This is a genomic window from Solibacillus kalamii (assembly GCF_002174535.1).
GTDB classification, from domain to species: domain Bacteria; phylum Bacillota; class Bacilli; order Bacillales_A; family Planococcaceae; genus Solibacillus; species Solibacillus silvestris.
This window is the reverse complement of sequence record NZ_NHNT01000002.1, coordinates 282,356-307,798: the sequence shown is the minus strand read 5'-3', so window position 1 is coordinate 307,798 and position 25,443 is coordinate 282,356. Positions and strand designations below refer to the sequence as shown.

23 protein-coding genes are annotated in these 25,443 nt (G+C 39.8%); 3 read left to right on the top strand and 20 right to left on the bottom strand.

Annotated features, from left to right (window positions below):
* Positions 1-45: 45 nt before the first annotated feature.
* Together CBM15_RS05145 and CBM15_RS05140 are read right to left on the bottom strand one after the other, a co-directional pair.
* Complete coding sequence (locus CBM15_RS05145; RefSeq protein ID WP_008407589.1) at positions 46-426, bottom strand: MerR family transcriptional regulator; 381 nt, start codon at positions 424-426, stop codon at positions 46-48.
* A gap of 164 nt (positions 427-590) precedes the next feature.
* Entirely contained in the window at positions 591-1,838 is a 1,248-nt protein-coding gene (locus CBM15_RS05140; RefSeq protein WP_087616012.1) for a methionine gamma-lyase family protein, read from the bottom strand.
* Positions 1,839-1,955: 117 nt separating this feature from the next.
* Here CBM15_RS05140 and CBM15_RS05135 point away from each other — a divergent pair, with 117 nt between their 5' ends.
* Entirely contained in the window at positions 1,956-2,564 is a 609-nt protein-coding gene (locus CBM15_RS05135) for a trimeric intracellular cation channel family protein (RefSeq protein ID WP_087616010.1), read from the top strand.
* Between the two features lie 50 nt (positions 2,565-2,614).
* Here CBM15_RS05135 and CBM15_RS05130 read toward each other — a convergent pair whose 3' ends face one another.
* From CBM15_RS05130 to gpr, 14 genes are all read right to left on the bottom strand, one after another.
* A complete protein-coding gene (locus CBM15_RS05130; RefSeq protein WP_014823385.1) occupies positions 2,615-2,917 on the bottom strand; it encodes a rhodanese-like domain-containing protein in 303 nt (100 codons plus the stop codon).
* Positions 2,918-2,996: 79 nt separating this feature from the next.
* Entirely contained in the window at positions 2,997-3,221 is a 225-nt protein-coding gene (gene hfq / locus CBM15_RS05125) for an RNA chaperone Hfq (protein ID WP_008407593.1), read from the bottom strand.
* A 77-nt stretch (positions 3,222-3,298) separates the two neighbouring features.
* Positions 3,299-4,207: a tRNA (adenosine(37)-N6)-dimethylallyltransferase MiaA gene (gene miaA / locus CBM15_RS05120; RefSeq protein WP_087616009.1), complete on the bottom strand. Its 909-nt coding sequence runs from the start codon at positions 4,205-4,207 to the stop codon at positions 3,299-3,301.
* Complete coding sequence (locus CBM15_RS05115) at positions 4,200-5,117, bottom strand: alpha/beta fold hydrolase (protein ID WP_087616007.1); 918 nt, start codon at positions 5,115-5,117, stop codon at positions 4,200-4,202. Before CBM15_RS05115 ends, miaA begins: the two co-directional genes overlap by 8 nt.
* Before the next feature lie 220 nt (positions 5,118-5,337).
* Positions 5,338-7,227 (bottom strand): DNA mismatch repair endonuclease MutL, encoded by a 1,890-nt coding sequence (mutL, locus tag CBM15_RS05110; RefSeq protein WP_087616005.1) that lies wholly within the window; start codon positions 7,225-7,227, stop codon positions 5,338-5,340.
* Positions 7,228-7,241: 14 nt separating this feature from the next.
* Positions 7,242-9,857 (bottom strand): DNA mismatch repair protein MutS, encoded by a 2,616-nt coding sequence (gene mutS / locus CBM15_RS05105; protein ID WP_087616003.1) that lies wholly within the window; start codon positions 9,855-9,857, stop codon positions 7,242-7,244.
* Between the two features lie 180 nt (positions 9,858-10,037).
* Complete coding sequence (gene cotE, locus CBM15_RS05100) at positions 10,038-10,640, bottom strand: outer spore coat protein CotE (protein WP_087616001.1); 603 nt, start codon at positions 10,638-10,640, stop codon at positions 10,038-10,040.
* Between the two features lie 223 nt (positions 10,641-10,863).
* Positions 10,864-13,053 carry an EAL domain-containing protein gene (locus tag CBM15_RS05095; protein WP_087615999.1) on the bottom strand — a complete coding sequence of 730 codons (2,190 nt, stop codon included), beginning with the start codon at positions 13,051-13,053 and terminating at the stop codon, positions 10,864-10,866.
* A 155-nt stretch (positions 13,054-13,208) separates the two neighbouring features.
* Entirely contained in the window at positions 13,209-13,646 is a 438-nt protein-coding gene (locus CBM15_RS05090; RefSeq protein WP_087615997.1) for a YlbF/YmcA family competence regulator, read from the bottom strand.
* Positions 13,643-15,178: a tRNA (N6-isopentenyl adenosine(37)-C2)-methylthiotransferase MiaB gene (gene miaB / locus CBM15_RS05085; RefSeq protein ID WP_087615995.1), complete on the bottom strand. Its 1,536-nt coding sequence runs from the start codon at positions 15,176-15,178 to the stop codon at positions 13,643-13,645. The genes CBM15_RS05090 and miaB overlap by 4 nt, the downstream gene beginning before the upstream one ends.
* Positions 15,179-15,254: 76 nt before the next feature.
* On the bottom strand, positions 15,255-15,599 hold the full coding sequence (locus tag CBM15_RS05080) for a hypothetical protein (RefSeq protein ID WP_239534687.1): 345 nt from the start codon (positions 15,597-15,599) through the stop codon (positions 15,255-15,257).
* A 91-nt stretch (positions 15,600-15,690) separates the two neighbouring features.
* Positions 15,691-17,520, bottom strand: coding sequence for a translation elongation factor 4 (gene lepA / locus CBM15_RS05075; RefSeq protein WP_087615991.1), 1,830 nt, complete (start codon positions 17,518-17,520; stop codon positions 15,691-15,693).
* Between the two features lie 334 nt (positions 17,521-17,854).
* Positions 17,855-18,676, bottom strand: coding sequence for a stage II sporulation protein P (gene spoIIP, locus CBM15_RS05070; protein ID WP_087615989.1), 822 nt, complete (start codon positions 18,674-18,676; stop codon positions 17,855-17,857).
* A gap of 84 nt (positions 18,677-18,760) precedes the next feature.
* The gene (gene gpr / locus CBM15_RS05065) at positions 18,761-19,795 is read right to left on the bottom strand and encodes a GPR endopeptidase (RefSeq protein WP_087615987.1); all 1,035 of its coding nucleotides are present in this window, start codon (positions 19,793-19,795) and stop codon (positions 18,761-18,763) included.
* A gap of 163 nt (positions 19,796-19,958) precedes the next feature.
* On the opposite strand from gpr, the gene rpsT reads away from it, so the two are divergent.
* The gene (gene rpsT, locus CBM15_RS05060; protein ID WP_008407613.1) at positions 19,959-20,207 is read left to right on the top strand and encodes a 30S ribosomal protein S20; all 249 of its coding nucleotides are present in this window, start codon (positions 19,959-19,961) and stop codon (positions 20,205-20,207) included.
* A gap of 74 nt (positions 20,208-20,281) precedes the next feature.
* Here the strand turns inward: rpsT and holA are convergent, their stop codons facing one another.
* On the bottom strand, positions 20,282-21,292 hold the full coding sequence (gene holA, locus CBM15_RS05055; RefSeq protein ID WP_087615985.1) for a DNA polymerase III subunit delta: 1,011 nt from the start codon (positions 21,290-21,292) through the stop codon (positions 20,282-20,284).
* A 242-nt stretch (positions 21,293-21,534) separates the two neighbouring features.
* Here holA and CBM15_RS05050 point away from each other — a divergent pair, with 242 nt between their 5' ends.
* The gene (locus CBM15_RS05050; RefSeq protein ID WP_008407615.1) at positions 21,535-21,708 is read left to right on the top strand and encodes a YqzM family protein; all 174 of its coding nucleotides are present in this window, start codon (positions 21,535-21,537) and stop codon (positions 21,706-21,708) included.
* A 52-nt stretch (positions 21,709-21,760) separates the two neighbouring features.
* Here CBM15_RS05050 and CBM15_RS05045 read toward each other — a convergent pair whose 3' ends face one another.
* The 3 genes from CBM15_RS05045 to CBM15_RS05035 form a co-directional block, all read right to left on the bottom strand.
* Complete coding sequence (locus CBM15_RS05045) at positions 21,761-24,079, bottom strand: DNA internalization-related competence protein ComEC/Rec2 (protein ID WP_087615984.1); 2,319 nt, start codon at positions 24,077-24,079, stop codon at positions 21,761-21,763.
* Positions 24,048-24,623 carry a ComE operon protein 2 gene (locus CBM15_RS05040; protein ID WP_008407617.1) on the bottom strand — a complete coding sequence of 192 codons (576 nt, stop codon included), beginning with the start codon at positions 24,621-24,623 and terminating at the stop codon, positions 24,048-24,050. Before CBM15_RS05040 ends, CBM15_RS05045 begins: the two co-directional genes overlap by 32 nt.
* Before the next feature lie 85 nt (positions 24,624-24,708).
* On the bottom strand, positions 24,709-25,356 hold the full coding sequence (locus CBM15_RS05035) for a helix-hairpin-helix domain-containing protein (protein ID WP_087616582.1): 648 nt from the start codon (positions 25,354-25,356) through the stop codon (positions 24,709-24,711).
* Positions 25,357-25,443: the final 87 nt, after the last annotated feature.

Below are 25,443 nucleotides of genomic sequence, written 5' to 3'. Positions count from 1 at the left end.
AATTTGTTCAGTACCGATTTTACTCGATCTTTTATAATTTACACGCTATTGGTAAAAGCGCGATAAATCCCCTTGTCGAATAGATGTTTTTTGCATGCGTTGTGCTTGGCGCATTTCTTCACGTAAAATTTTACGTAAGTCCGAATCGGAAATTTCTTTGCTCGCTTGCTGTGCTGCCGGATCATTTTTCAAAGCAAATACTTTTTTGATCCCTGCCATATTGATGCCCTGTTCAAGCATATCTTTGATTTCCAATAAAGTGTCGACATCATTTAAAGAAAACATGCGTCGATTTCCTTCTGTACGGTGCGGCTGAATTAAATCATGCTCTTCATAATAACGGATTTGTCTTGCTGTCAGATCCGTCAATTGCATGACGATACTTATCGATAATAGTGGCATTGAACGTCGAATTTCACTACTCAATTTAATTCACCTCCCTTATCGCTATATTACGACTTGTAATTTACATTGTCAAATGTATGTTAGAAAAACTGACATTACTTTTTTAAATGAGCGAAAAGTAAACAGAATATAGCAAATTTTATGCATATAAAAAAATCGCCCATTAAATGGACGATTCCTAATTATCACTTTAGCTTTTGGACAGCAGAACAAATAGCATATTTTACATGTTCATATGTTAAACCACCTTGGATGAAGGCTGTAAAAGGAGGGCGGATTGGACCGTCTGCCGTTAATTCAATACTTGATCCTTGAACAAATGTACCTGCAGCCATAATGACATCATCTTCGTATCCAGGCATATAGGCAGGCTCCGGCGCAAAATGTGCATTAATAGGTGAAGCAGCTTGAATCTCACGACAGAAAGCTACCATCTGTTCCGCCGTTTGGAATGAAACGGATTGAATGAGATCCGTGCGAACATCAGTATAATGAGGAGATGTTGTCATACCGATTTCCTCTAGCATTGCGGATGTAAAAATTGCACCTTTTAAACTTTGTGCAACAATATGCGGTGCCATGAAGAAACCTTGGTAAAAGTCCGCTAACGTATTTAATGAAGCGCCTGCCTCAGCTCCAATTCCCGGTGATGTCATACGGTATGCACATTTTTCAACTAAATCTGCGCGACCTGCAATATATCCACCGATTTTTGCAAGGCCACCACCAGGATTTTTAATTAATGAACCGGCCATTAAGTCAACGCCAACTTCTGTCGGTTCAAGTAATTCCACAAATTCACCGTAGCAGTTATCTACAAAAATAATGGTATTCGGTGCGATTGCCCGTATTTTCACAACCATTTCGGAAATTTGATCCATCGTAAATGATGGTCGTGTCGCATAGCCTTTGGAACGCTGGATCGCAATCATTTTCGTATTTTCGTTTACTGCCTTTTTTACACCTTCCCAATCGATTTTCTTATTGTCGATTAAATCTACATGGGAATAGCCAATCTTATAGTCTTTCAAGGAACCTGTATCCTTTTCGCCACCATCAACGATTGACTGTAGTGTATCGTACGGTTTGCCTGTAATATAGACCAATTCATCACCCGGTCGTAATACACCGAATAAACTTAATGTGATCGCATGTGTACCCGAAATGATCTGAGGACGTACGATGGCCGCCTCTGCCCCGAAAGTTTGCGCATATACACGCTCTAAATTATCTCGGCCCTCATCATCATATCCATACCCTGTTGAAGGATGAAGATGAAAGTCACTTACCTGATTATTTCGAAAAGCTGCCAGTACCTTTTCCTGATTATAAAATGCACGTTCATCGACTTCCTGTTGATAAGTGCGGACTTTTTCTTCCACTTGTGCTGCAAGCGTTAATGTTTCAGCTGTTAATATTGATTGAAATGCCATAATTCCTGCTCCATTCTGTTCAAACTGTATCCATTATACATGAAAAAAAATAGTTTTGACGAATGTTTAAAAAACTGCTATCGTCATGGTCGAAAGGACATTAAGGGAGAGATGTTTATGGCGTGGGATGTATTTAGTTTGATCGGAACGGTTGCCTTTGCCATTTCCGGGGCAATTGTGGCAATGGAAGAAGAGTATGATTTATTTGGGGTGTACATATTAGGTATCGTTACAGCTTTTGGCGGCGGGGCTATCCGTAATATATTAATCGGCCTGCCGGTTTCGACATTATGGAACCAGGAGCTTATGTTTCAATTCGCGCTTCTTGCGATTACGATTTTCTTTTTAATTCCGCATCATTTATTTAAACAGTGGAGTCGATGGGGATACGTTACCGACGCAATCGGATTATCCGCCTTTGCCATTCAAGGTGCAATGCATGCTGTCCACCTGGAGTTACCGATTGTAGCAGTAATTGTAGCTGCCGTTTTAACAGGTGCAGGCGGGGGGGTTGTTCGGGACTTGCTTGCCGGTAGAAGACCCATTATACTGCGTCACGAAATTTATGCCGTTTGGGCGGCCAGTGCAGGTTTCTTAATCGGCCTTGAAATTTTTAAGGGGGATTTGTTTTTATACTTTTTATTTGTATCCATTACTTTCCTGCGCATATGTTCATACACTAAAGGCTGGAGCCTGCCATCGAAGAAAATTTATTATACAAAGTAGCATAACTAAAGGGAGTGCCGAATCAATCGACACTCCCTTTCTTTTGGAAATTATTTAAATTCTAATTCTCCATCATAGGCCATCATTCCGCCATCTAAATTCGTTACATCAAAACCTTGCTCTGCCAGATATTCGCAAGCATTTGCACTGCGTACGCCGCCTTTACATACGACGATGTAGGATTTTGAATTGTCTAGTTCATTAGTACGTTCCGGGATTGAGCCAAGTGGAATATGTACAGCACCTGGAATCATTCCGTGTTCCACTTCAAAATCTTCACGAACATCGATTACATTTAAATCTTCATTTGCATCGAGTAAGTTGATCAGTTCATCTGTTGTCATCGTTTTCATCAAAAATCCTCCAATACTTATAGCATCTTAGTCATTATAATCAATCAGATCAAAATTCGCTACAAGTTTGGCTAGGTTGTTACTCTTCCTCCGTTAACGCTACATTTTTGGATGGTACAAAAGTAGAAATTGCATGCTTGTAAATAAGCTGCTGTTTTCCTTCCGATTCCAATAGTACGGTAAAGTTATCATATGATTTTATAAGTCCTTTTAATTGGAAGCCATTTAACAGAAATACCGTTACAAAAACATTATTTTTACGTAAATTGTTTAAAAAAGTATCTTGCAAATTTATCGATTTCATCGTCGTTCAATCTCCCTTACCTTAAAATACATGCAATAGTTACCTATTCGTTATGCGGACAAAATTTCCCTTTAAATTTAATGAATTTCAAATAAACTTTTTATTTTACTCCAATCATTTCCGATCCACGCAATTTCCATTTTATTTCGGAAATAGGTAAGTTGGCGTTTCGCATAGCGACGGGAATTTTGTTTAATCTGTTCCACTGCTTCTTCAAGTGAAACAAGTCCATCAAAATGGGCATACAACTCTTTATAGCCGATCGCTTTAATCGCCTGGACATCGCGGATTCCCGCTTCATATAGCGCGCGGACTTCTTCGACAAGACCCGCTTCCATCATTAAATCCACACGTAAGTTAATTCTTTCATAAAGTTTTTCGCGATCCATATCCAACCCGATTATCACATGGTTATATAACGGTATGTCCCCTCGATTGAATTGCTCTTCTGCTCGAGAGACCCCTGCAAGTTCTGCCATTTCCATTGCCCGAATAACACGTCTTGTATTGTTCGGATGAATGGAAGCTGCCGCTGCCGGGTCCATTTGAACAAGTTTCGCATGCATCGCTTCTGGCCCTAACACTTCAAGTTCTCTATAATAATTTTCGCGAGCTGTTTCATCGACCTCTTGTTTGGCAAATTGAAAATCATATAGAACAGATTGTACATATAACCCCGTTCCCCCAACAATAATCGGCATTTTCCCCCGAGCTTGAATCTCTTCAATTTTACCGCGGACAAGCTGTTGATATTCTGCAACCGAAAAACCCTCTGTCGGTTCTTTAATATCAAGCAGGTGATGCGGAACCCCTTCCATTTCGGCTTCCGTAATTTTGGCCGTTCCGATATCCATATGGCGGTAGATCTGCATGGAATCTCCGTTAATAATTTCACCGTCAATCTCTTTTGCCAAGCGGATACTCAGCGCTGTTTTTCCGGATGCTGTAGGACCGATAATGGCCACGACATCGATTTTATTATTCATCTTTTAACCACCGTACAATTATTTCTTTTACTTGTTCTTTCTTTTTTTCGTTTAAAATTTCATGCCGCATTCCTTCAAATATATGCACTTTTACATGTTCTACACCCGCACGTGCAAACAGTTTACCAACACGAAACGCCCCTTCTGCTTCAGGCCCGGCAATCGGATCATATGTGCCGTTTACTACAAGTATTTTTAAATCAGGTCGTATTCGCGCATTTGCACGGTCATTTTCGAGCTTCAACATGCCTCCCGTTAAATCAACGAAAAATTGATTCGTCGGGATCACACCGCACAATGGATCATCAATATATTTTTGTACTTCCTCTTCATCGGTTGTAAGCCAGTCAAAATTTGTTTTCGGATTTTTAATTTTACGATTGAAACTGCTAAAACTAAGATCATTCATAAGATCACTTTGAATTTTTGCTCCCTGCAGGTTTACCAGCTGCTTCGCTATAATATGCCCTGCCGTATGAAGCAATGTCGGTGAACCCGTACCCGATAAAATCAGCCGTTCTATTTTATCACTATGCTGTTGGATAAAACGTCGTGCTATAAAAGAGCCCATACTGTGACCGAATATAATAGCCCGTTCTGCCGTTTCTTTCTTCAAAAAGGAAAGCACTTCTACAACATCATCTACAACAAGCTCAAAACCCTTTTCAGGTCCGAAATAACCAAATATGCCGTTTTTTTGCGCTGTAAAACCATGACCGCGATGATCATGCGCTGTTACAAAATACCCTTCATCACATAGCTTCTCCGCGAAATTTTCATATCGACCACTATGTTCCGACATCCCGTGCAAAATATGAATATGCCCTATACGCTTTTTACTTGGTGTATATGTACGGACAAAGATATCATGCCCGTCTGACATTGTGACAAAAAATGACCGTTGCTCCATAAAACCATCCCCTCGTTTATCCCGCATTAACGGGTAGTAATTTATCTGCCTCGAAAGCGTAGTGGCAGAGGCAAGACTACCCGTAAAAACCCGATTGGTTCGGGCCGACACAATGTTGGTCACACAAGCGTTGTCACAAAACGTGACGGTTTTAGCTTATGTTCCCTCTAATCAGTGGGAGTGAAGAGATTCCCCACTTATTGAAGTTTCACTGTATGAATTACATTACCCGTTTAAACATTTTTTCCACTTCATACGACGTAAAATGAATCAATACAGGTCGCCCATGCGGACATGTAAACGGATTGTCAGCATTTCGTAAGTCATTGATCAGTCTTTCCATCTGTTCTTTGTTTAAATAATGATTCGCTTTAATCGACTTTTTGCAGCTCATCATAATGGCCGCATCTTCACGCAATTTTTTTATATCGGTTTTCCGTGCGCTTAGCACTTGCTCTATCAGTTCCTCAATAATTTCCTGTTCTTCGCCTTTCGGGAACCAAGTCGGGTATTCCCTTACAACAAATGAAGAAAGACCGAATTCCTCCAAGAAAACCCCTACTTCTTCAAGTGCCTCCTTGGATTCTTTTAGACGTAATGCCTCATCAGCCGCATAATGGAATGTTAAGGGCATGAGGAGAGTCTGGCGTTCGTTTGCATTCACTTCTCCGACTTTATCTCGGAAATATTCATACTTAATTCGTTCCTGTGCTGCATGCTGATCGATTAAATAAAATCCGTCTTCCATTTGGGCTACAATATACGTTCCGTGAACCTGTCCGACAATTTCAACTTGCGGAAAATGCCTTTTCGATTCGACTTCTTTCATTGGTGACTTTTCCAGGTACATTTCCTTTTCAATAGTTGGAAGTTCATGGAAATCGGACGGAGAATGCTGTTCGCTGCTTTCCGGCTCGGGTGGAGCTGCAGGCACCACCTGTTGTTGTGCCGGGACCGGCGCATATGGCTCTTTTACAATGGATGCTTCACTTGATAATCGCTCAACAATTGTCGATAACTTATCCTCATTAAATGTCGGCTGCGTTGCAGGTGCCGGATTCCAAATATTCATCTGTTCAGTTGGCGTTCGAATTGGTTTTTCCTTTTTTTCAGCGAGCGGAATACGGATAACCTCCCGAATCGCTGAACGGATCGTATCTTCAATAAGCTTCAGCAGTTCCGGCTCTTTACTTAAGCGTACCTGATGCTTCGCCGGATGGACATTGACATCTGTTAATTGCGGATCTCCCTCAACATACAAAAGTACGATCGGGAAACGCTCAATCGGTAAATACGTATGATATGCATCTATGATTGCCTTCTGAATCACGAAATGTTTGACCCAGCGTCCATTGACGAAAAGTGACATATAATTTTTCGACGCACGCGTAACCTCAGGTAAACTTGCAAAACCATGTATTTTATAATCTTGATTTTCCCCTTCAAACGGCAGCATTTTCTTTGCATTATGTGCACCGTATATCGCCGCCAATACTTGCTGCACCTGGCCGCGGCCGTTCGTTTGCAATAATGTTTGCCCATTATGCACAAGTTTAACCGCAATCGTCGGATAGCCAAGCGCAATCCGGTTAACAAAATCGATTGTATGCCCAAGCTCGGTCTGAATCGTTTTTAAATATTTCAGGCGTGCCGGTGTATTAAAGAACAGCTGTGCAACAGTAATATCTGTTCCCCTGCGCAGTGCGGTCGGCTGGTGTTCCTTCAAATGACCGCCTTCCATATACAGGTGCACACCTCCATTCCCGTCCGAAGTGCGTAATGTTAACTTGGAAACCGAAGCAATCGATGCCAATGCTTCCCCGCGGAAACCGAGTGTCCGAATACGGAACAGATCCTGTTCTTTTTCTATTTTTGATGTAGCATGGCGGGAAAAGGATTTAAGAGCATCTTCCTCGTCCATCCCGCTTCCGTTATCAATGACTTGTATCGAATGAAGGCCCGCTTCTTCCAGGAAAATTTCGATTGACGTACTGTCCGCATCGATTGCATTTTCAACTAGCTCTTTCACGACAGATGAAGGGCGTTCAACTACTTCACCGGCTGCAATTTTATTCGATAGCCACTCATCCATTATTTGAATTTTTCCCAAAGCCGTTCCCTCCTTTATTGATTGCCTAGTAATTTTTGCTGCAGTTCATATAGTAATGTCATTGCCTGCATCGGTGTTGTGCCCATCACATTCAGCTTTGCCAATGCATCAAGCACTTCTTGTTGTTCCGGTGCGATTGCTGGTTCTTCCTCTATCGCAAACAATGAAAGCTGCAGGTCGTTCTCCGCCACCTGTTCCGGTAATTGCGGATTTGTAGGTGGTTCTTGTTTATAATTGATCGCTTGAGGCTTTTCTTCATTCGCAGCCTCAAATTGCTCCAGTAATACGCGAGCACGTTGTAAAATCGTTTCAGGCATTTCTGCCAGCTCCGCCACATGGACACCGTAACTTTTATCTGCGGCACCTTTTTTCACTTTATGCAAAAATACAACCCGGCCATCTTGCTCGGTTGCACTGACATGAACATTTTGCAGACGTGAAAGCTCATTTTCCAAATCCGTCAGTTCATGATAGTGGGTAGAAAATAATGTGTTTGCCCCGATTTCATCATGAATATACTCCATCATCGCCTGTGCCAGACTCATCCCGTCATATGTTGATGTACCGCGTCCGATTTCATCAAACAGCAGCAGACTGTTTTTAGTGGCATGTGTAATGGCATGCTGTGATTCAAGCATTTCTACCATAAATGTCGATTGACCTGCCGCTAAGTCATCTGCTGCACCGATACGCGTAAAAATCTGATCAGTAATCGGAAGTATTGCTTCATCAGCCGGCACATAGCAACCCATTTGTGCCAATACGACGATGAGTGCTACTTGGCGCATATACGTACTTTTACCCGACATGTTCGGACCAGTAATCAGCATCATGTTTTTATCAATTGTCAGCACACAATCATTCGGTACATAACTTTGCTTATTGAGCATTTTCTCAACAACCGGATGTCTTCCTTCAATAATTTTCAAAGCACGTCCGTCATGGAATACCGGCTTTGTAAAACGGTATTTGTCTGTTACCATCGCAAAGCTCATCAGTACATCAAGCTCACTAATTTGGGCAGCCAATGCCTGTACACGGGGAATATATCCTTTTAACTGTTCACGCAATGCTACAAATAAATCATATTCCAGCGCAAGGCTCTGCTCTTCGGCATTCAAAATTAATGCTTCTTTTTCTTTTAATTCTTCTGTAATAAAACGCTCGGCATTCGCCAAAGTTTGTTTCCGCTCAAAGCGAGCCAGGTCTGTATTATTCAAATGGGATTTTGTAATTTCGATATAATAGCCAAACACGCGGTTATAGCCTATTTTTAAATTTTTAATCCCTGTCAGTTCACGTTCTTTTTGCTCAAGCTGGGCAATCCAGTCTTTCCCGTTTCGGGAGGCATCACGATATTCATCGAGCTGTGCATTGTAGCCATCGCGAATGACATCGCCTTCTTTGATCGAAATTGGCGGTTGATCGGTAATCGCCTCTGCCAGCAATTGTTCAATATCGGCGCATACGTCGAGCTTTTGTCCTAGTGCTGTACATTTTTCCAATCCGCTGGTTACAAGCTTTTGCTGAATCATCGGTACTTGGCGTAATGATTCGCGCAGCTGTGCCAGATCACGTCCCCCAACAGAACCAAATGCAACTCGCCCTGCTAAACGCTCTAGATCATATACATTTTTCAGCAATGACGTTAATTCATCCCTCAAAAAGAAATCTTCCAGCAATTCTGTAACAATCGCCTGGCGTGCTTCAATTGCATTTTTCTTTGCAAGCGGCTGGTGCATCCACTGTTTCAGTTTTCGCCCCCCCATCGCCGTTACCGTTTCATCCAAAAGCCACAGCAATGTACCTTTAGAATCACCTCCGCGTATCGATTGAATCAACTCTAAATTACGTTTGGAATTCGTATCGATGCGAAGGAAGTTATGTGCCTCAGTGTAGGTAAACGGCTGAATATGTGATAATGAACGCATTTGTGTACGTTCCACATATTGTAATAATCGCTTTGCCACGCCTTGTAGCTGAACCGGCAAATGAGCAACATACTGATTTGCTTTTACCGGATCCATTTCTTCTGTTTCAAGCGACAGAACGATGCCACCTGCTTCCGCATAATCTGCAAGTAGTAACTGCAGCTGCTCGGTTACAATCAGTTCTTTTATTGCATATGCTTGTACTTGCTGAATTAATTGTTTTGCACTTCCTTCAATAACAGAACAATTGGCTTCGCCTGTCGATACGTCCAAATAGGCAAATACCATTTCTTCATTTTCATTACTTTCAGCTGCTGCAATGAAATGATTGGATTTCCCGTCAAGTGCTTTCCCCTCTGTAATCGTACCTGGAGTAATTACTTGTACTACTTCACGTTTCACAACACCTTTTGCATGCTTTGGGTCTTCCGTCTGTTCGCATACCGCCACTTTAAAACCTTTTGAGACAAGTGTTTCGATATAGCCTTGTGCAGAGTGATGCGGTACCCCACACATCGGAATCGGATTATCGGTATTGCCAGAGCGCGCTGTTAGTGTAATTTCCAGAAGCTGTGACGCTTTAATTGCATCATCAAAAAACAGTTCATAAAAATCGCCTAAACGATAAAATAAAAAAGCATCCTTGTAATCTTGTTTTACGAGTAAATATTGTTGCATCATCGGTGTATATGTAGTCATGTTTATTTCCCTCACTTGCTAAAACTTGTACAAGTATTATACCATTTGACTCGCATTTTGCCTTGCAAACGAAAAGAAAAGGAATTGTCTGAAAGTAATCTTCAAACAATTCCACTCTGTTTACGATAGAGTTTTGCAGTTTTTTACGACTTTAAATTTGCTGTTAAAAAATAGACGTTTTCACGAAAATGATGAGGAATCATAATCTTTGCCATAATCTTTTCCGCCCGAGTCGGACGAGGAAGACGATGACGAGGATGACGAGGATGATGATGATGAAGAAGTGCTGGATGGCTGCTGTGAACTTTCTTCAAATGACCATTCATCTTCATAATCCAGCGGGTGTACATTAATGACAACTGTCGTTTCCCCGATAATTTCCACTAAAAATTCTCGCTCGACCGTTACCTGGATTTTGTCACCTTGCTTTGTAATCACTGCCTCAATACAATTCGGCGCTTGTAATACACGGACTTTTACATCATTTGAATCGATTTCATCTCCATCACGGAATGACAGTTTGACACGGTCCTTATAGGAAATTGTCTCTGTATGCACTGCCGTTTTTGAATGATTGTTATATGCGTACCAAACATTCACTTCGAATTTCCCTGTCACCTCAACAAATTTCCCATTACGTTTCGCCTGATATTGATGGTTAATTACCCAACAACCTAATATGCTCGTTGGCGCATTCGGTGGACAGAGCGTTTCTACACATTCGGTACGCTTCTTCCCTTTTGCAATAACTGCTTTCGTCACAATTTGACGTAAACGCTTCACCGAACATCTCTCCTTTCTTCAACTAACTCGACTTATTGTATGCGGCAGGTGCCTAAAGGGTGAAATGAGTTTTTAGAAAAAAAAAACTACTACAAACCTTTGTTGTAGTAGCGCTTTTGCTATTGCTTCACTCAATTATACCTCGGTGCAGTTATGTCGGGAAGCGGGATAAGGCCTACATAGTGCTGTCTTATTTAGCCCATCTTTTATTTTACTGAGAGTTTCATTTGCTGAATGAAGTTTTTAACTGCTGATTTAATAGTTCATTAATTTGTTCAATTAGCATTGGTTTATAATAATAGTATCCTTGCCCAACCTGACAGCCTAATCGCTTTAGCTCAAGATGCTGTTCTTCTGTTTCAATTCCTTCTGCTACAGATACCATGTTCAAGTTATCCGAAAGCTGAATAATGGTTTTAATAACGGCATTCATCCGTGGATTCGCTAAATTATCGACAAAACTTTTATCAATTTTGATTTCTTTAAATGGCAGTTCCTGCAAATAGCTGAGTGATGAATAACCAACACCAAAGTCATCAATCGATGTTTCAATCCCCAGCTGTTGCAACTCGTCGATTATTTTTTTTGCTCTTATGACATTTTCCAGTTCGACACTTTCGGTTATTTCAAATTTTATAAATTTCGGATCTATTTTATAGCTTTCTATAAGGGCAATGGAACTTTCTACAAATGCCGGATTATAAAAATGGCTTGGTGAAATATTGATCGATACTTGATACAATTTCAATCCCGCATCGTGTCGTTGTTTTTGCCATAGGAGCACCTTCTTGAAAATTTCGAGGTCTACTTTATAAATATTACCGGTATTTTCTGCAACCGGAATAAATAACGTCGGTGAGACAACACCTAAATCCGTCGAATTCCAACGTGCCAATGCTTCAAAACTTTCGATTTCCCCTGTCATCAAGTTCACTTTCGGCTGGAGCATCGGAAAAAATTCACTATTTTTTAGACCGCGAGCAAAATGGGCCAGTACATTCATTTCTTGTTCTACAGATTCAATTAAACTCATATTAAAATTTTTAATAACAGTGCCAGTTACTTTAAGTGCACTTGATAACGCAATATCCGCCTGGCGGACTGCTTCTATGTAATTAATACGGGAACTAAAAGATGAAGTTCCTATTTTTAATGTTAAGTATACTTCTTTTCCATCAATATAATATGGCTCTGATAAAAACTGTTCAGCTACAATGGGTGGAATCTTCATTTCCCGTAATGATAAACGTGTCGCTACAATAATCGCTGAATGTGTATACCTCGCAATGATCGAGTCTGCGAATGATGGGATATTCTGTATTCGATTTGCTAGCTGACGCAGCACTTCATCCCCGCCTTGCCGGTCATACAAATCAATAATATTTTGATATTCTCCCGGTTCAATAATATATAAATGCCCCATCGACTGATTTGCAGTAAAATCATTTAAAATGATTTTAAAGCGTTCATAATTATTTAATCCGGATGCAACATCACAAAAAGCAAGACGGTGAATCGCACTTTTTTGGTCAAAATATTTTAATGCGAGTGTAACAATCGGTGCGATTCGGTTCATGAATTTTATTTCAATCGTTTTTGGTTCTGCCCGTTGTTCAAAGTACATTGTAAATAAACCGATCGTTTTTTCTTCTGAATTTAAAATTGGCTGACTCCACATTGAAACTATACGATATTTATCGATAATCGGCCTATATGCTTCATGATAAATCGATTGCTCTAAGTCTTTTAAAATGAGCGGTTTATTTATTTTCCTATTGTCTTTCATATCCATTAATAAAACTTTTTCATCGAGCTCCTTCAAATCTTTCCACATTTCACCGTAAATATTAATCATTCGGTCATTTTCATCAACAAGGACGATGGAACAATGGCATTTCTTTCCGAAAGTTATTTCAACCGATTTGCAAATATTACGTAATACATTTTCAAGTGGATGCCCTGTTTCCAGACTAAAGTAGACTTCACGTTCCAGCTCAATCAACGACTCTATGTTCATGGAGTCCGTTACATCTTTCATAATGATCACACAATATTGGAGTATTCCTTGCTGATTAAACATTGGTAAATGCCTGACTTCGTTCCAAAATGCATACCCATCTTTCCGGTAATGAAAGGATGATGTTTTAAATGTCAGTCCATTTTCAATACTTTCCTGAATCGAATTCTCATTTAACATGTCAGTAAGAGGTCCCTGTAGTAAAGAAAGTGTTGACCCGAGCACATCATCTTCCTTGTACCCTGTTGTTTGCGTAAAGATCTGGTTTACAAATTCAATTGTATACCCTTTATTCGGGTTAATAATTGCTACTGCCAAATCAATCTGCCGAGCCATCTGACATAACCAATCGTACAATCCTTCATCACTTACACTTAGATTATCAAATTCGTTCATTAGTAAAGTCCTTCCTATATAGTTCTAACTAACTTAAATCATAACAAAAAACAGTAGGAATATCGACATATTTATTGTCACATATTGCTAAACTTTTAGAATATTAACTCTACATAAAAAAAAGATATCCACGCGGGATATCTTTAATAATTATTTTAAGAACATGAGCCTGGTGTACTATTACGTACTTTTGATCCTGTTTCGCCTTTTAGTACATCGCCGCCTGTAGAAGCAATAACTTCATCTGTAACATTATTCGCAATGGCATTTGATACTAATTGTAACAGTTCATTTACTTCTGTCTGTGATTGCTTAAATTGTTGAACGACTGGTAATTCATCGATTTCAGTTTCAATTCCCGTAATTTTACCTTCAATCATTTTAAGCGCTTTTTCTTTCCCTAAGTGCTGAAAGTTAACCGCCTGCTTTTGCAATGCTTTTAAAGAAGCGATCTTTTCTCGGACAAATTGATTTTCATTAATTTGTTCTTCCGCTTTTTTGAAAAATTCTACTTCTTCAGTATTCGCAATCATATGGGCAATTTCTTTTGCTTTTTCTACAATCTCATCTTTTGTATACAATTTTGTTGTCATTTTACGAACTCCCCCTCTTTTGTCACTTCTTCTACAAACTCACCCATTAAAGAGTAAGATTTTGCTTCTAAAATTTTTACATTTACAAGCTTACCAATAAATTTTGGATCTGCCTTAAAGTTAACAAGACGGTTTTTGCGCGTATAGCCAGCTAACACATCATCGCGTCTTTTACTGCTGCCTTCAACTAAAACTTCAACTGTTTGACCTTCCAAATCTTTGAGCGCTTTTGCAGAATACTCAGAGACAACCGCATTTAAACGGTGCAGACGGTCTTTCTTTTCTTCCTCTGTTACATTATCGACCATTTTTGCAGCCGGTGTTCCTTCACGAGGCGAGTAAATATACGTGAACGCCATATCAAAGCCGACTTGGCGATATAAATCAAGCGTTTCCTGGAATTGCTCTTCCGTTTCATTCGGATAGCCTACAATGATATCTGTTGTTAATGTTACACCCGGAATTGCCGCTTTAATTTTATCGACTAATTGCAGGAAATGCTCACGTGTGTATTTACGGGCCATAATTTTTAATATTTCGTTTGAACCGGACTGTACCGGTAAGTGGATATGGTCAACAAGATTACCGCCTTTTGCCAATACTTCGATTAAATAATCATCAAAGTCACGCGGATGACTTGTCGTAAAGCGAATACGCGGAATATCGATTTTACGGAGCTCATCCATTAAATCACCTAGTCGGTATTCAATATCATCAAAGTCTTTCCCGTACGCATTGACATTTTGGCCTAAAAGCATAATTTCTTTATAGCCTTGTGCAGCCAATTCACGCACTTCCTGAATAATTTCTTCCGGGCGGCGAGAACGTTCCTTGCCTCGTGTATACGGAACGATACAATATGTACAGAACTTGTCGCAGCCGTACATAATATTCACCCATGCTTTAATCGAGCCAATACGTTTTTTCGGAAGGTTTTCGATGACATCGCCTTCTTTTGACCAAACTTCGACAACCATTTCCTTTGACATATAAGCATCGTGTAAAATATTCGGTAATCGGTGGATATTATGTGTCCCGAACACCATATCAACATGCTGATACTGTTTTAATATTTTGTTCACGACAGATTCTTCTTGCGACATACATCCGCAAACACCAATCAGCATTTCCGGATTTTTACGTTTATATTTTAACAGGAAGCCTAGCTCACCGAATACTTTATTTTCCGCATTTTCACGGATGGCGCACGTGTTTAGTAAAACAACATCCGCTTCTTCAATCATTTCAGTCGGTGTATAGCCAAGCTGCATGAAAATACCAGCCATTACTTCTGTGTCATGCTCATTCATTTGACAGCCGTATGTTCGAATATAAAACTTACGATCCTGTCCCATTCCTAAATATTTTTCTTCGATATTAAAATCTTTATGATATTTTACTTCTTCTTTACCGCGTTTTTTCGCGTCTTTTAGTGAAGGAGCCGTAAATACTTTCTCGAAATATTTACTATAGTCTTTTTCTTCCTTAGGTTGTTTAATCTGCTGACTAGCTAGTCGTTGTTCTTCATTCATCGACTACTTGCCCCCCTATCATTTATTACCTTTACTCATTTCATCATTATAGCGAACTGTTGCTGTTTGTTACAAGCTAGTCGATAAATTGTTTGTAACTATTCATGTCATTATCCCGTAAAATTGTAAAAAATGTGACACTCAATTTGATTACCTGTGCCCAATTCATTTCATATTCCGATTCAAATTGATGCTTTGGCAAGCGCAGAACATCTTGAAACAAACGTTTTGCTTCAATGTTTCGCTGCGCTAAATATGCTAAAAATGCCAAAAACAGCTTGTGATCTTCCAGTTGCAATGCTTTGTTTTCCAGCAGAGCATCTACCCGGCTTACCGGCGAATTGGCACGTTCAAACAATTTATTCAATTCACTTTCCAGTTTTTCATTTTTATAATGCAAAAAATTTAAAATATCGGTCATATTTCCCACCTCATTTTCAAAAAACATTTCAGTAAACTTTCACATCTAAAAACAAAAGGCAGAAAGATCGCTCTATCTGCCTTTTAAAAAACTATTTACTATCATCCATTTTCAGTACAGCCATAAATGCTTCCTGAGGAACCTCTACTGAACCTACTTGCTTCATACGTTTTTTACCCGCTTTTTGCTTTTCAAGTAATTTACGTTTACGTGAAATGTCACCGCCGTAACATTTTGCAAGTACGTTTTTACCCATTGATTTAATTGTCGAGCGGGCAATAATTTTTTGACCGATTGCAGCTTGCACCGGTACTTCGAATTGTTGACGCGGAATCAGCTCTTTTAATTTTTCAACGATTACTTTTCCGCGTTCATATGCAAAGTCTTTGTGTACGATGAAGCTTAATGCATCTACCTGTTCACCGTTTAGCAGAATATCCATTTTGCTTAACTTAGAAGGCTGGTATCCGATTAATTCATAATCGAATGAAGCATAGCCTTTCGTATTTGATTTCAGGAAATCAAAGAAGTCATATACAATTTCCGCTAAAGGCATTTCATAAACGATTTTCACACGTGTGTCATCGATGTAATCCATCCCTGAGAAGTTACCGCGTTTCTTCTGGCAAAGCTCCATAACAGCACCTACGTAATCATTTGGTACCATGATTGTCGCTTTTACGTATGGCTCTTCAATGCGGTCGATTTTTTGTGGATCCGGCATCATTGACGGATTATCCACTTTCAATACCGAACCATCCGTTTTTGTCACTTCATAAATTACAGAAGGTGCAGTCGTGATTAAATCAATGTTGAATTCACGCTCAATACGTTCCTGAATAATTTCCATGTGCAATAGTCCTAAGAATCCGCATCGGAAACCGAACCCTAATGCCTGAGAAGTTTCTGCCTCATATTGTAATGCAGAGTCATTTAATTCCAGTTTTTCAAGTGCTTCACGTAAATCGTTGTATTTTGCTGTGTCAATTGGATAAAGACCGCAATACACCATCGGATTTAGTTTACGGTAACCTGGAAGCGGCTCTGTCGCAGCACGGCTGCCTGCAAAAGTTACAGTATCACCTACACGTGTGTCCTGAACATTTTTAATTGATGCTGTTAAATACCCTACATCGCCAACTGTCAATTCAGCTTGTGGTACCGATTTTGGTGTATGAATCCCTACTTCAATTACTTCAAATTCTGCACCTGTTGCCATCATTTTAATTTTATCTCCGGCTTTAACCGTACCGTTTACAATACGGATTGAAATGATAACACCCTTATAAGCATCATAGACAGAGTCGAAAATCAGTGCTTGTAATGGGGCATCTGGATCACCTTGTGGGGCAGGTACTTTTTCAACGATCTGCTCCAAAATATCCTGGATCCCAATTCCTGCTTTTGCTGATGCAAGTACTGCTTCAGAAGCGTCCAGCCCAATCACATCTTCCACTTCAGCGCGAACACGCTCCGGATCTGCAGCAGGTAAGTCGATTTTGTTGATTACCGGTAAGATTTCCAGATCATTGTCCAATGCCAAATATACGTTAGCCAGCGTTTGCGCTTCAATTCCCTGTGCAGCATCTACTACTAGAATGGCACCTTCACATGCCGCTAATGAACGTGATACTTCATATGTGAAATCGACGTGACCCGGTGTATCGATCAGATGGAATGTATAGATTTCGCCATTTTTAGCATTATATTTCAATTGTACGGCATTTAATTTAATAGTAATTCCGCGTTCACGCTCCAGATCCATAGAATCCAGCAGCTGCGATTTCATTTCACGTTGTGTAACGGTTTGTGTCGTTTCTAATAGACGGTCCGCAAGTGTTGATTTTCCGTGGTCAATATGTGCAATAATCGAGAAATTTCGGATATTCTCTTGTCGTTTTAAACGTTGTTCTCGGTTCATGTATTATTCCTCTCCTAATTAGAAAAAACACCTGAGCCCATTTAGGGTTGGTGTCACTACATATGTAGGTTATTCATCCATTTACTTTTCTACTAAAATACAGCCTCTATCTCCCACCAATTTTAAGTAATGGAACATAGAGGCATAACGTATTTTAAATTATACTATGAATTGTAGTAAAACGACAACAGCGAACCTTCACCTACAATAGGAAAACCGTATTTCGCACTAAATTATAGCGAAATACGGTTTTTCATATTTGAGCGAGTAGCCGTGCTGAAATTGCTCAACGTGTCTCACACTACCCGCCTGCTATTTGTAAATCAATTAATACTTAAACTGCTGATTCAACGAAAGCAACCCGAATCGCCTGTGCTAAAACCGCCATCGTTCGTTGAAGTTCTTCTTCGGTGTTGTCGATACCCCCAAATTCAATCAGCAATACATTTGTTGCAAGATCTTGATTATAAACACCATCTACACCAGTACCAGACTTTTTAATAATTCCTCGTGAAATGCCAGGCACAATGCTGTTCACTTGCTCACTCAGCATTGTTGCATAAGCTAAATTCGCTTCATATGCAGGATGTTCCGCGCCGACAACAAAAGCGATTTTTGCATATTGTTCATTATTTGCTGTAAGTGTCGTTACTTTTTTAGGTGCCGAATCCCGATGAAAATCGATTACAAGTTCATATTCGTTTTCTTCCAAATACTGTGCCAATACAGGTCGAGCCACTTTGTACGCTTGGTGAAATGTTGCATCAACCTGTTTCATTTCGGTCATAACATCAAAATCTACAATATGTGGTGTTAAACCGTTTAATTCAAGATAATGCTGCATCATTTCTTGTAGTGAAAAGATATTCATTTCTTCATCATAAACTGCCTGCATCCCTTTTGTTTTTTTGACGATTGGCTTATAAGATTCGTGTGAATGTGTGAACATCAACAGTACATTGAATGGATCAATTTTCGGTTCTTCAGGTACTGTCACAATTGGCTCTGCCGCCGCATAAACAACGTGGGGACGTTCACTTTTACTTTTTTGTGTAGTCATTTCATTATTTGGAAAAGGGAATTGCCCAATAATGATAGGCAGTGAAAATAAAAATAAGAACAATAATGAGAAGCGTTTTAGTTTCCGCAAACACATCACCCTTTCTCCAATACAATATGGGAGAAGAGTAAAACTTAGAACGTATATCTAGCTTTTATTGTTCAGAAAATAAATTGCCGGTTAATTACCGGCTTTTTGTTTTTCTTCAAGCCATTTAAACAAGCCTTCGCCTAGTAAAAATGCATATTGACTCAGCCAGAAGTCAACCTCTTTCGGAGTAACCATCAACCGCTCCGGATGGGTACTGAATACTTCTTCAAATAATTGTCGTCGATCTTCTGTCGGCCATGTTGCCCACTGACCGAAAATCGGCTCAACTTTCGTTAAATCTACTTCCTCGTTTACAGGTGTCCAACTTGTAACTGAGAGCTTACCTGAAGGTTTGTCTCTTTCCTGTATTTTAGCCGCAATCGACCTGAATGCTACATCTATTGCATCGGCTATTAAAATAGGTGCTTCCACAACTGTCGGAACTCCGATCGCTGTTACCGGTACGCCGAGCACTTCCTTGGAAATTTCCTTGCGATGGTTGCCGACACCTCCACCTGGATGTATGCCGGTATCTGTCAGTTGGATTGTCCGGCATAAGCGCGCACTTCCGCTTGTTGCAAGCGCATCGACGATAATAACAAGTGCAGGTTTAATTTTTTCTGCCAATGCATGAATATAATCGCTCGTCTCAAATCCTGTCTGCCCTGTAACACCTGGTGCATACAAAATAAACTTCGGGGAATCCAGTTCCGATTGTTTTTTATGCATCGCATCGATTGTATAAGGACCAATCGCATCTGGGGTAATCGTCTTGTTCCCTAAACCGATCACTAGAATTTTTGAATCCGCCGTAATCTTGACATCCTTGTGCAGATCATGCAGGTAATGGATTAAAGATTCCTGCATTTGCTCAAATCCATGGCGGTCTTCCGAAGTTAATGTAGGGATCGACAACGTTATATACGTCCCTTGCTTTTTACTTATTCTTTCTTCCCCGGTAGCATTCACTTCAACTTTTGTGATTTTGACACGATTTTGTTGGGATTCTTCCATGTGAATGCCACGTTCATGTTCCAATGTTTCCTTTTGTTGTTTCGTTTGATGTTGGACAACTTCTGCTGTTTCATCAATTAAATCTGTTCGATTCCAATCAATTTTTTTCATAATGCACCTCCACAATTCAGTTTGTTCAAACTGTCAAGTAAATATTCTTTGCATTTATGTATTGCAATTCTTTCAATCCTTTGGTAGAATGATTTTTGTTGTATTGACACATGAATAAGTGAGAAAATACTCATCTCGTACCTAAATCTAGGAGGTGAAAGAAATGCCAAACATTAAATCTGCTATCAAACGTGTAAAAGTTAACGAAAAAGCTAACGCTGCTAACGCACAAGCAAAATCTGCAATGCGTACTACAGTTAAAAAAGCTGAGCAAGCGATCGCAACAGGTGCTGAAAACACACAAGAATTAGTAGTTGCTGCTTCTAAAGCATTAGATAAAGCTGCTTCTAAAGGTCTTATTCACAAAAACGCGGCTTCTCGTAAAAAGTCTCGTTTAGCGAAAAAAGCTTAATTGTAAACTTATAAAGCCAACTGTGCATTAAGCACAGTTGGCTTTTTTCGTTGTTTCCTAGAATATAATAATTTCTATAGTTTCTTCATTAAAAACAGCTCAAGATGACGCTCACGATTTCCGCCTGTTGTTTTCAACTGCAGATCTACTTCCGCCAGACTATAGAGTGCTTGAAGTAAACGCTGGTCGGATGGCCGGTTTCTTTGACCTGAAATAACCTGCACTCGGTATGGATGAATTTTAAGCTGCTTTGCAATCTGTTGCTGATGGTACCCCTTTTTTTGCAAATAGAAAATATTGGTCATCGTCCGAATATTGTTTGCTAAGAGGCCTACAAGTTTGATTGGTTCTTCTTTTTGTCGTAATAGATCATGATATATTTTGAGCGCTTCTTCTTGATTATGCTCCAAATAGGCATTCAGCATTTTAAATGCATCATGCTCAAGCGTTTTTGCTACTAAATCCTCTACAAGTTCACGTGTAATTTCATGATCCTCACCTAAATACAAGGCCATCTTTTCTATTTCCATCTGAAGCTGGAGCATATTGGGACCAACCATTTCAAGAAGCTTACCGACTGCTTCATCTGTAATCGCTTTCCCATGCTGCTGTGCTTCATTTTTTACCCATACATTCAAGTCGTTGTTTTGAGGTGTTTCCGCTATTAGCAATGTACATTTTTCTTTCATAAGCTTCGTTACTTTTTTTCGCTCATCCAACTTTTCGTACGGCGCGATAAATATGGTGATGGCTGTATCAGTAGGATGTTGCAGCCAGCTTTCAAGGCGCTTTAAATCATGGTCAATCTTTTCTTTGCCTTTTTCAGTCACTTTTAAAAATGATGCATTTTTAGCTATTATTAATTTACGTTCCGAGAAAAACGGGATCGTATCCGCTTCATCAATAACATAATCAATCGGCTGTTCATTTAAGTCAAAGGTCATGATTTCCGCTTCTTCATTTTTTTGAAGAGCCGCCTTCAACTGCTTAATTGTTTCATCTACAAAATAGGATTCTTCTCCTACAAGCAAGTAAACCGGTGCGAAATTCCCCTTTTTAAAATCTTGCCATACTTTTGTTATCATACTGGGAACCTCCTTTACTTTCGTAGTTCTAAGTATACCATTTTTTACGTTATTGAGGATGTCCAGTTTCTTATCTCAATATGCCATGAAAAAAATATCCTTTCTATCTCCTCTTAATTAATTTATGGATATTTATTGAAACTCTCAACGATATAATAAACCAATAAAAGGAATAATTAGCATTTCATATAGCATTTTCAGTTAGAATATTCTATAATTATTGAAGATTAGGAGGGATACTTATGGCAGGACATCAAGATCCAAACTATGTAGCTGAAAACCCATTTGAAGGTCGTGGCCGCGCGATGAAAAGCAATGACTTCCCAGATGCCGGTTACGGTTTCGCCATCGGTGGCGGATTCTTCATCGTATTGTTTATTATTGCAATAATCGTAGAAGCAGCTACACGTCTGTAATTCCTTAGTAGTGGAATGATTTCTTATTAAAATGAGAAATCATCCCACTTTTTTATTTCCTGAAAAGAGCATTCGATTTTTCAATAAATATTTGATTCTCATAGATTGAGACTTCTACCGTACCATCTAATCCAGTTGTTGCGTATGGGATATTTTTCTCCTCAAACCGATTAACAACATCAATATGCGGATGATTGTATCGGTTATTTTCTCCTGCCATAAACACGGCAAATTTAGGGTTTGTTACTGTGACAAATTCCTCGATGCTAGATGTTTTACTGCCATGATGCCCCACTTTTAACAAATCGATATTTCGTAATTTCTCTTCATAAAGCTGAATCAGCTCCTTCTCGCCTTCCTGCTCCAAATCCCCTGTAAACAATGCGCGAAAAGCATTATGCTTTACGAAAAGAACGAGGGAATCATTATTTCCTTCATATTCAATTTCCAGCGGCCATAAATATTCAAAAGCAGTTTCTCCGATTTGCCACTTATGACCAGCCATTTTCTCGATCAGTTTTGTATTTGTTTTCTCTAGCTCATACAAAAAATCGTTCATAACCGGCTTAGCGATCGAGCCTGGTGTCACATGAACCTCCTTTACAAGGATTTCCCGCAACACCTCTTCAGCCCCCTCTACATGATCGGCATCCGCATGTGACAGCACAAATGTGTCGATTGTTTGCATCCCTCGACCTTTCAAATAGGGAACAACAACTTGACGCCCTACTTCATATACGGTTTTGCGCTCCTTCCATTCTTCCTGTTCAAATCGTAATATGCCCCCTGCATCGATAACGATGACCGATTTTCTGTGTGGCAACTCAATAACAATGCAGTCCCCTTGACCGACATTGACAAAAGCAATTTTCAGATCACTATGCAAAAGTGGCTGTACATGAAATATAAAGGCAGGCAGTATTAAAGCAATGAAGACCTTTTTTAACGTAGCATGCTGATCGAGCAAATATAAAGCGAAAAAAACAGAACTATATAAAAGGATCAGCCACATAATTGAAGGTTTACCAGGGTTCCACATTTGAACAATCGGCTGCTGAATATAAAGAATGAAATTTGTCAGCGCTGTACGCAAGGGCTCATAAATATAAAACAGAAAGGAGTCAAGCGGGAATGGCAAAAAAGTCAGTACAAGAGCAAATAAATTTATGGGCAAAATAATAAAGGAAAATAGAGGGACGAAAAAAATATTGGCGATAAAAGAGGAAAGGCTGATCTCATAAAAATGGTGTAGTAACAAAGGGTAAACGAGGATTTGACAAACAAAAGTAATATAAAAAGATTGTATCCAAAAATTAGAATAGCGCGCTAAAATACGGCTGGAATATACTAAGCTGTAAGTAGCCAAATACGATAGCTGAAAGCCGACTTGAAAAACTGCACCAGGCTCCAGTAATACAAACATAATAAAGCTAATTGACAGTGCATCATCCATCGGTATTTTCCAGCGAAAATACTGCGCAAGCATGATTAATTCGACGACGCTGACCGCACGCCAGATAGACGGTGCTCCTCCTGCTAAAACTGCATATAACGGCAATAAAATAAGCAGTAAAATTGTAGCGATTTCTCTGCGAATCCTCAAGCGAAGCAACAACTGAAAAAACAGGAATGAGACAAGTGCGACATGCAAACCCGAAATCGCGAATAAATGGGTAATCCCAAGCTTTTGATAGGCGCGATTTAATTGGTCATCGACATTTTCCTGGAAACCAATCAATAGAGCTTGTGCCTCTGCTGCAAGCGACGGCGGAAAAGTTTCGACAATGTGGCGCTTTAACTGAAAGCGCTGTTCAAAAATAGGCTGCATGATGGATTTTTTTTGATGGGAATATTGAAGCTGTTGAATTTCGATGATTCCTCTTGCATTTCTGCTTTGCAAATAGCGGGCCATAGAAAAGCCATAGCGGTGTGCAGGGATTGATGGGGATACTTGCTTCCCGGTTACAATAAAACTTGTACCAGCGAGCTGCTGTGCCTCAAAGCGCTGTTTTTCTTTTTCATTTTTCAATTCATAGGTAACATATACTTTCTCACCCGATTCATTAATCATGAATCCTCGCAGCATCACACCATTTATATTGTACTCATCGGTCCATGTCAACAATGCGGGAAGCTCGACCGGCCATGAAAGCTTATTGGCCTCATAGAAGAAATAGCTGTAACTCCCAATCCCAACAATTAAAATAAGCAACAGATGAATGTTTAACAGTCGTTTATAAAGACTAAATAATAACAATAAAGCAAGCAGGAAAAGAAGCCTTCCCGATTCAAATGCAGCAAGTGCACTAATACAAATCGACAAGGCGAAAAAAATCCAGTTATGCCTGAATAAGTTTACCAAATAAAGCATGCATCTTCTCCTCTAATGGGAGCAATTGATCGCGGCTTGCGCCTAACTCACGAAGTTTTTCGAGCATTTCAGCGGTTAGTGCGAACTTTTCATCTTGCAGAAAGTCAATTTTTGCTTCATCAAATGGAATATGTGCAACATGGACGTTAGCTTTTTTGAACAATTCCATTGCATAATTATTATTTTTATAATCTTTTGCATAATACACATTTTTAATTCCGGCCTGAATAATTGTCTTCGTACATGGCAGGCATGGGAAATGTGTGACATAAAGATCCGCACCATTTGCTGGCGTACCATATTTTGCACATTGCAGTAATGCATTTGTTTCAGCATGCACTGTGCGGACACAATGGTTGTCCACAACATAGCAACCTTCTTCGATACAGTGTTCGTCACCTGAAATGGATCCATTATATCCGCCGGCAATGATGCGCTTCTCCCGTACAATTGTCGCACCAACTGCAAGACGGCTGCATGTGCTTCTTAATGCGAGTAAATGACTTTGCGCCATAAAAAATTGATCCCAAGTAATTCGCTCCATATGATAACCCCCAAATGTTTTGTCACCTATCAGTTTAAACGTAGTTCCTGTCATTCGCAATGCAGGTTCGTTCAGAAATTTCACTTTATTTTACATCAATTAAGTCCTTTAACTGTTCAAATGTCTTATCTCCGATTCCCGTGACATTTTTTAAGTCTTCAATGATTTGAAAATTTCCTTGTTCGGACCGATGCTGAATAATCGCAGCCGCCTTGGCTGGGCCAATTCCTGGCAGCTGAGTCAATTCCCCTTCCGACGCTTTATTTATATTAATTTTCCCGTTGGAACTTCCACTACCGGAACCGGTTGCCGGACTCGCCTGTACCATCTGTTCCATTAACTCTTCAGGTTCTTCCCCTATTTTCGGTATATAGATTACCATTTCATCATGAAGCTTTTGAGCATGGTTAATGAGCGCCGGATTGGCATCGTCCGTGTATCCTCCTGCCGCTTCAACAGCATCGACAATCCGTTGTTCCTCGGATAATGTGTACACACCCGGATATATTACCGCGCCTTTTACATCCACCACTATTGGCTTAGATTCAGTTTCGATTTCCGTTTCCGGTATTGTGGAAGGTTCATCACTTGCAGCAAGTGTCATTTGGTCAATTGTTTCGATCGTAGCACGGTTAGAGGAATCATCAAAGACTAATAAGTAAATCAAAATCGCTGCAACTACTCCGCCCAGTATGGCAATTTGCTTTTTATACTTCTCCAGAAATGGCTGCAAAATAAAAAACACCCTTTCATAAAGAAGGTTTTATATATGGAGCTTACCTCCACTATACAAATTCCGCTTCTTTATGAAAAGGTATTT

Bases quoted from the DNA above. Each gene is read 5' to 3' on its own strand.
- holA (WP_087615985.1), bottom strand. From the start codon at position 21,292: ATGATAACAAAAGTATGGCAAGATTTTAAAAAGGGGAATTTCGCACCG.
- gpr (WP_087615987.1), bottom strand. From the start codon at position 19,795: ATGAAAAAAATTGATTGGAATCGAACAGATTTAATTGATGAAACAGCA.
- CBM15_RS05045 (WP_087615984.1), bottom strand. From the start codon at position 24,079: ATGCTTTATTTGGTAAACTTATTCAGGCATAACTGGATTTTTTTCGCC.
- CBM15_RS05115 (WP_087616007.1), bottom strand. From the start codon at position 5,117: ATGGAGCAACGGTCATTTTTTGTCACAATGTCAGACGGGCATGATATC.
- mutS (WP_087616003.1), bottom strand. From the start codon at position 9,857: ATGACTACATATACACCGATGATGCAACAATATTTACTCGTAAAACAA.
- miaA (WP_087616009.1), bottom strand. From the start codon at position 4,207: ATGAATAATAAAATCGATGTCGTGGCCATTATCGGTCCTACAGCATCC.
- CBM15_RS05130 (WP_014823385.1), bottom strand. From the start codon at position 2,917: ATGAAAACGATGACAACAGATGAACTGATCAACTTACTCGATGCAAAT.
- CBM15_RS05095 (WP_087615999.1), bottom strand. From the start codon at position 13,053: ATGAACGAATTTGATAATCTAAGTGTAAGTGATGAAGGATTGTACGAT.
- CBM15_RS05080 (WP_239534687.1), bottom strand. From the start codon at position 15,599: ATGACCGATATTTTAAATTTTTTGCATTATAAAAATGAAAAACTGGAA.
- hfq (WP_008407593.1), bottom strand. From the start codon at position 3,221: ATGAAATCGATAAATTTGCAAGATACTTTTTTAAACAATTTACGTAAA.
- lepA (WP_087615991.1), bottom strand. From the start codon at position 17,520: ATGAACCGAGAACAACGTTTAAAACGACAAGAGAATATCCGAAATTTC.
- CBM15_RS05050 (WP_008407615.1), top strand. From the start codon at position 21,535: ATGGCAGGACATCAAGATCCAAACTATGTAGCTGAAAACCCATTTGAA.
- CBM15_RS05140 (WP_087616012.1), bottom strand. From the start codon at position 1,838: ATGGCATTTCAATCAATATTAACAGCTGAAACATTAACGCTTGCAGCA.
- CBM15_RS05090 (WP_087615997.1), bottom strand. From the start codon at position 13,646: ATGACAACAAAATTGTATACAAAAGATGAGATTGTAGAAAAAGCAAAA.
- miaB (WP_087615995.1), bottom strand. From the start codon at position 15,178: ATGAATGAAGAACAACGACTAGCTAGTCAGCAGATTAAACAACCTAAG.
- rpsT (WP_008407613.1), top strand. From the start codon at position 19,959: ATGCCAAACATTAAATCTGCTATCAAACGTGTAAAAGTTAACGAAAAA.
- CBM15_RS05135 (WP_087616010.1), top strand. From the start codon at position 1,956: ATGGCGTGGGATGTATTTAGTTTGATCGGAACGGTTGCCTTTGCCATT.
- CBM15_RS05040 (WP_008407617.1), bottom strand. From the start codon at position 24,623: ATGGAGCGAATTACTTGGGATCAATTTTTTATGGCGCAAAGTCATTTA.
- spoIIP (WP_087615989.1), bottom strand. From the start codon at position 18,676: ATGTGTTTGCGGAAACTAAAACGCTTCTCATTATTGTTCTTATTTTTA.